The organism is Clostridium sp., assembly GCF_016650095.1.
Taxonomy (GTDB): domain Bacteria; phylum Bacillota; class Clostridia; order Clostridiales; family Clostridiaceae; genus Clostridium_AD.
The window spans coordinates 1-6356 of the sequence record NZ_JAENWL010000215.1 but is presented as its reverse complement, the minus strand read 5'-3'; the positions used below and the strand labels follow the sequence as shown (position 1 = coordinate 6356).

At 31.8% G+C, this 6356-nt stretch carries 6 protein-coding genes; 1 reads left to right on the top strand and 5 read right to left on the bottom strand.

Annotated elements, in window-relative coordinates; genetic code table 11:
• Nucleotides 1–370: 370 nt before the first annotated feature.
• The gene (locus JJE11_RS12480; protein WP_291636090.1) at nt 371–1663 is read left to right on the top strand and encodes a Na+/H+ antiporter NhaC family protein; all 1293 of its coding nucleotides are present in this window, start codon (nt 371–373) and stop codon (nt 1661–1663) included.
• Between the two features lie 147 nt (nt 1664–1810).
• On the opposite strand, the gene JJE11_RS12475 is transcribed toward JJE11_RS12480, so the two are convergent.
• The 5 genes from JJE11_RS12475 to lgt all read right to left on the bottom strand — a co-directional run.
• Nucleotides 1811–2272, bottom strand: a complete 462-nt coding sequence (locus JJE11_RS12475; protein ID WP_291636088.1) for a hypothetical protein — start codon at nt 2270–2272, stop codon at nt 1811–1813.
• A gap of 198 nt (nt 2273–2470) precedes the next feature.
• A complete protein-coding gene (locus tag JJE11_RS12470; protein WP_291636085.1) occupies nt 2471–2683 on the bottom strand; it encodes a cation transporter in 213 nt (70 codons plus the stop codon).
• Between the two features lie 64 nt (nt 2684–2747).
• Nucleotides 2748–5198: a heavy metal translocating P-type ATPase gene (locus JJE11_RS12465; RefSeq protein WP_291636083.1), complete on the bottom strand. Its 2451-nt coding sequence runs from the start codon at nt 5196–5198 to the stop codon at nt 2748–2750.
• A gap of 18 nt (nt 5199–5216) precedes the next feature.
• Entirely contained in the window at nt 5217–5486 is a 270-nt protein-coding gene (locus JJE11_RS12460; RefSeq protein WP_291636081.1) for a metal-sensing transcriptional repressor, read from the bottom strand.
• Between the two features lie 174 nt (nt 5487–5660).
• On the bottom strand, nt 5661–6356 hold a 696-nt coding region (gene lgt / locus JJE11_RS12455), incomplete at its 5' end, for a prolipoprotein diacylglyceryl transferase (RefSeq protein WP_291636079.1).

The following is a 6356-nucleotide window of genomic DNA, read 5'->3' as shown; positions in this document are numbered from 1 at the left end:
ATTTTTATTATACCTATATGTTTTATAGGTATTGTAATATATTTATACTACTTTGTCAATAAATAACCATATTTACTAATCATCAAAATACAACTCACTAATTTATTTCCCCTGTGCACCTTATGCATAAATGCATTGAGATTAAGTTAAACCAATGCTTGCTACACCTCCTAATCAATTTACATTTACATAATAACCTATAATTATGCAGATGTTGTGAAGAAGAGAAACCTCGCTAAGACTTTCAATAAACATTCTATATACTATCTTCATATAATAATGTTAAACTAAATTTATGTATAAAAATTATATCAAGGATATGGACGAATTAAAGTAGAAAAATAATTACTATACTTAGGAGGAAAATTAAATGAATAAAAAAGCTAATTTTGTAGGGTTGTTACCTTTGGTGTTTTTCTTGATATTGTTTATGGGGGCAGGAATTTTAACGGGAAAATTCTCTAGTATGCCTTTATTGGTAGCTTTTGTTTTTGCTACAGCTTTTGCTTTATTATTGGATAAAAAAGGATCGAAAACTTCATTATCTGACAAGATTGATATATTTGCTAAGGCTGCTGGTGAACCTACTATTATGTTAATGGCAGTTATCTTCATATTAGCAGGTGCTTTCTATTCCATCGCAGATGCAATGGGTGCCGTTACTTCCATAGTAAATATGGGATTAAGTATTTTACCATCCAACATGCTATTGCCTGGTTTATTTATAGTTGGTTCTATTTTATCATTTTCTATGGGTACATCAATGGGAACTATAACGGCTTTAGCACCAATAGGAGTTGGTATAGCAACGCAAACTGGCATGGGGCTACCTTTGGTTTTAGGAACTGTAGTTGGAGGTGCAATGTTTGGAGATAATCTATCTTTTATTTCAGATACAACAATTGCAGCCACAAGAACTCAAGGAGTAGAAATGAAAGATAAGTTTAAGTCAAATGGTTTAATTATTTTACCTGCTTTTGTTATTACTATAATAATATTGACTTTTTTATCTGGTGGAAATGCACAGATGCAAACACATGCATACTCATTAGTTAGAATAATTCCATATATAGCGATCATTATAAGCGCAGCAGTTGGATTAAATGTTATGGTTGTTTTAGGGATAGGTATAGCTTCAGGATCAATAATTGGACTTGCAATGGGTAGTTTTAATATGGTTGAAATGTTTGCAGCATTACAACGTGGGATGGGTTGGATGGAAGATTTATCTCTAATTTCCATTATGGTAGGGGGGTTAGTTGGTCTTATGCATTATTATGGTGGAATCGAGTATCTACTAGAAAAAATAACGTCCAAAGTAAAAACAAAAAAAGGAGCAGAAATAGGTATAGCTGCACTAGTAAGTGTGCTAGATATAACTACAACTAACAATACAATATCAATTATTACTGCAGGACCATTAGCAAAGGATTTGTCAAATGAATATGGAGTTAGCCCAATAAAAACAGCAAGTATTTTAGATATATTTTCGTCTGCTTTTCAAGGTATAAGCCCTTATGCAGCGCAAATACTATTAGCAGCAACAATTGGGAAAATATCACCTATGCAAATTGTTCCTTTTTCAATATATTCTTATTTAATGATAGTTTGTGGTTTATTTTCAATACTTTTTAATTGGCCAAAATCAAAAATCACTAAATAAAGGTTAAAGTTAATAAGTCATATCAAAAGGTAGCAGTAGCTACTCTTTTGATATGACTTATAAAATAACACTGCTATCAAATTATTATAATAGAACCTTAAATTAAGATATCTAAAGAATTATCTTTAAATCCAATATCTATACCATTTAGCTACCCATCATGCTCTCATGAACATCTGTCATATCTCCATTGTTTATGGAGTTCATCATATTAACCATAGACCCATATCCATTCTCTTCCATTATGTCAATCATCTTTTGATAATCCTTATCACTTATGTTATTCATCAAATTATCCATAGAACTAAAATCTCTATTTTCCATTGCTTTTGCTTCATCACTAAAACCATTATCTCTCATTATTTTTATCATATCCTCATATCTACCATTTGATTGGACGCCATTTGATTGGACGCCATCAATACTTTCATCACCCATCATGGTTCTGCTATAATTATATGATGAATTATTATCACTATTTTGCGAACTCATCATGGGTCTGTTATAATCATTGATAGTTGAATTATTTCTATCTGTTGCATATGCAACTGAAATTCCTCCTACTGTTAGGATGCCTGCTATTATTAAAACCATAACTTTATTTTTCATTCAATATCACTCCTCTATTTTTTTTCTGTGATTGTTTTTCTCTATACATTTATTATACTACTCAATTGTGTAGTAATTATGAAGCTAATACTCTTCTTTCTAAATACTTTTAAAAATCTTATATTAATAAAATGCCCAATTATTATATTTTGTATAATAATTGGGCATTTTCATATTTTACTTGTTTGTGTTTTATAATTAAGCTATCTCTATTTTTACAACCTCATATCCTGCCTCATCAATAGCTGCTTTAATTGCAACATCTGTAATATCCTCGCTTATTTCAGCAGTAGCAAATTTTTTATCAAGATTTACCTCTACGTCTTTTGCTCCAAGGTCCTTTAGGGCCTCGCTTACATGATTTGAACAATGTCCACAACTCATACCTTCTATTAATATTTTCTTTTTCATTTTTATTTCTCCTTTATATTTTTATTTCTCCATTCAATTTTTATTTTTCTTTGAATTTCGATATTTATCTTAATGGCTTAAAGCCTTTTAAGCGTAATGCGTTTGTTAAAACCGAAACTGAACTAAAACTCATTGCCAATGCTGCAATGATAGGATTTAGAAGTGGACCTCCAAATAAGTGTAGCACTCCCATTGCAATAGGTATTCCTAATATATTGTACCCAAAAGCCCAAAATAAATTTTGCTTTATATTTGTTATAGTTTTCTTACTTAACTGTAACGCTGTAGGTACATCCATTAAATCACTTCTCATTAGAACTATGTCTGCCGATTCCATTGCTACATCGGTACCTGATCCTATAGCTATACCAATATCTGCCTGAGCTAGTGCTGGTGCGTCATTAATTCCATCCCCAACCATAGCAACTTTTTTACCTTCAGCTTGAAGTTTCTTAACTTCATTTGCTTTATCTTCTGGCAGAACTTCTGCGAGTATTATATCAATACCAACTTGAGCCGCAATAGCTTTTGCAGTCCTTTTGTTATCACCAGTTATCATGGCAACTTCTATTCCCATGTTATGCAGTGTTTCAATTGCCTTTTTACTATTTTCTTTAACGGTGTCAGCAACTGCAATTATTCCACTTAACTTATTCTCAATAGCGATATACATAGGAGTTTTGCCGTCCTCTGCAAGTTTGTTTGAAACCTCCTCTAATTTTTCTAAGGAAATTTTACTATCTATCATAAGTTTCCTATTCCCTAATACTATTTTATTACCATCTATACTAACTTCTATTCCATAACCAGGTATAGCTTTAAAGTTTTCTACTTTCTTAAACTCTAAGGATTTCTCTTCTGCTCCCTTAACTATAGCCTCACCTAATGGATGCTCAGAGCCTTTTTCAGCTGACGCAGCTAATTGAAGTAAATAATTCTGTTCAATACCCTCTACCGTAATTACATCAGTTACCTTTGGTTTCCCTTCAGTAAGTGTTCCTGTCTTATCAAATACTATGGTTTGAATTTTGTGTGCAGTTTCTAGCGCTACACCACTTTTTATAAGCACCCCATTTTCTGCCCCTTTTCCGGTTCCGACCATTATTGCCGTAGGTGTTGCCAGACCAAGGGCACAAGGGCAGGCTATTACAAGTACTGAGATGAATATTGTTAATGAAAATACTACGGATTGGCCAGCGAGTAGCCATGCTATTGATGACACTAAGGCAAGTATTATAACCACAGGTACAAAATAACTCGATATTACATCAGCCATGTTTGCTATAGGCGCCTTAGATCCTTGTGCATTTTCAACTAAGGTTATTATTTGTGCAAGGGCCGTATCTTTACCAACTTTAGTTGCTTTAAACTTAATAGCTCCATTTTTATTTATACTTGCACCAATTATTTTATGTCCAATACTTTTTTCTACTGGCATACTCTCACCTGTAAGCATTGATTCATCTACAGATGTAGTTCCTTCTACCACTTCACCATCTACAGGCATTTTTGCTCCTGGTTTAACTACTACTATATCTCCAACTTCTACTTCATCAATTGAAATCTCAACCTCTTTATCATCTCTAATTATAATTGCGGTTTTAGGTACAAGCCCCATAAGCTTTTTAATTGCCTCAGAGGTTTTTCCTTTAGTTACCGTTTCTAAATACTTTCCAAGAGTTACAAGGGTTAAAATTATACCTGCAGATTCAAAATACATCTCATAACCAGTATTGCCAATCAATATTTCATATACTGCAAATATACTGTATAAGAATGCAGCGGATGCTCCCATTGATATTAATGAATCCATATTGGGACTTAATCTAAATAGTGATTTAAATCCAACTATAAAATATTTTCTACCTGTAACCATTATTGGTATAACAAGTACTAATTGTAGAAGAGCAAAAACCTTCACATGCATCATTGGATTAATATTATCAGGCATCATAATATTAAGTCTTAATGCAATCATTGGTAGCATTGCAACTAATAACAATGGAACTCCAAAAATTGCAGATATCAAAAATCTATTCCATAGAGCCTTCATTTCTTTTTCCTTTTTTTCTTTATCCAAATCTACGTTGCTCTCATCCTCTAGAGCCTTATATCCAGCTTTTTCAATTGCCTTCTTTATATCCGCTGTCCTTACTAATGATGATTCAAAAGAAATACTTAATTTTTCTGTGGCAAAATTTACATTTGCTTCTATTACTCCTGGTAATTTTTTCGAAACTCTTTCTATATTCTTTGCGCATGCCGCACAGGTCATTCCCTCTATCTTTAAGGTTTTATTAGTTGTTTGAACTGATATTTTATATCCAGCTTTTTCAACTACATTTTGTATATCCTCCAATTTTATCTTTGACTCATCATAATTTATATTTAATTTTTCCGTAGCAAAATTTACATTTGCCTCCTCAACACCAGGCAATTTTTTTGAAACTCTTTCTATAGTTTTTGCACAGGCCGCACAGGTCATGCCTTCAATTTTAAGTGCTTTGTTTACCATATTACATCCCTCCTTATATTATTTATTACCAATTAATTTAGAAAGCAGATCAATTATTTCATCAACTTTATCTTCACCGGTATTATTCATAAATGCATCTTTTACACAATGATTAAGATGCTGTTTTAAAATTAACATATTTGCTTTTCTAAGTAGAGATTGCGCCGCAATTATTTGATTTGATACATCTATGCAATACCGACCTTCATCGATCATTTTTATTATCCCCTCAATTTGTCCTTTTGATGTCTTAAGGGATTTAATTGCTAGCTCTTGCTCCTTATTCATTTGAATTTCTCCTTCCTATACCCTCTCAAAGAAAACTATTCCATTCTATTTAATACCCACCCCTGTAGGGGGGTATCTACACTTCAAAAAAATATTGATTACTGATATCATTTCTTTAATTGTATATTACCATATTTTTATGTAGATTTTATGAAGAAATTAAATTTTATAAATTCACCCCTGAATCATATAAAAAATCATAAGAGAAAAAGTTATGAGAAGGATTAAATATATACTCTTTAAATATGTAGGCGTCGTAATTTCGTCATGGCTTTTAATTTCATACTTTCCATTACTTTTTAAATAAGTATAAATTATTAGTCCAACTATTATAAATAAAAGACTTAAAATATGAGCTATTGAAAAATGTCCCCCTATTACTGGATTAATCCTAAAGGACTCAACAATTCCTCTAATTATAGGAAATCCTATAATATAAGTAACAAACAATTCACCTTCATATTTTTGTTTTTCACTTTTTCTCCACAAAATAATAAAGAGAATATAATCTAATATAAATTCATATGCCTGTGCAGGATGAAGTATATTCCCACTTACATTAATTCCCCAAGGCATTATATTAGTCATTACCTTCCCAAACACATCACAACCAACTCTTCCTATACCCTGTGCAAGTATTACTGCCATTACAGAAATATCTGCTAATTTGAAAAATGATATTTTAACCTTAACAGAATAAAAGTACCCAGCAACTAAGGCTGCAAATAACCCTCCATGTATAGACAATCCACCTTCAGTTATCTTAAATATATCCATTGGATGGCTTAAATAAAAAGAAGGGTCATAAAATAGTATATAAAACAACCTAGCACCAACTATACCAGAAATTACACCAATTACTGATAAGTT

Coding starts and splice junctions, on each gene's coding strand:
- JJE11_RS12475 (WP_291636088.1), bottom strand. CDS start 2,272: ATGAAAAATAAAGTTATGGTTTTAATAATAGCAGGCATCCTAACAGTA.
- JJE11_RS12470 (WP_291636085.1), bottom strand. CDS start 2,683: ATGAAAAAGAAAATATTAATAGAAGGTATGAGTTGTGGACATTGTTCA.
- JJE11_RS12460 (WP_291636081.1), bottom strand. CDS start 5,486: ATGAATAAGGAGCAAGAGCTAGCAATTAAATCCCTTAAGACATCAAAA.
- JJE11_RS12480 (WP_291636090.1), top strand. CDS start 371: ATGAATAAAAAAGCTAATTTTGTAGGGTTGTTACCTTTGGTGTTTTTC.
- JJE11_RS12465 (WP_291636083.1), bottom strand. CDS start 5,198: ATGGTAAACAAAGCACTTAAAATTGAAGGCATGACCTGTGCGGCCTGT.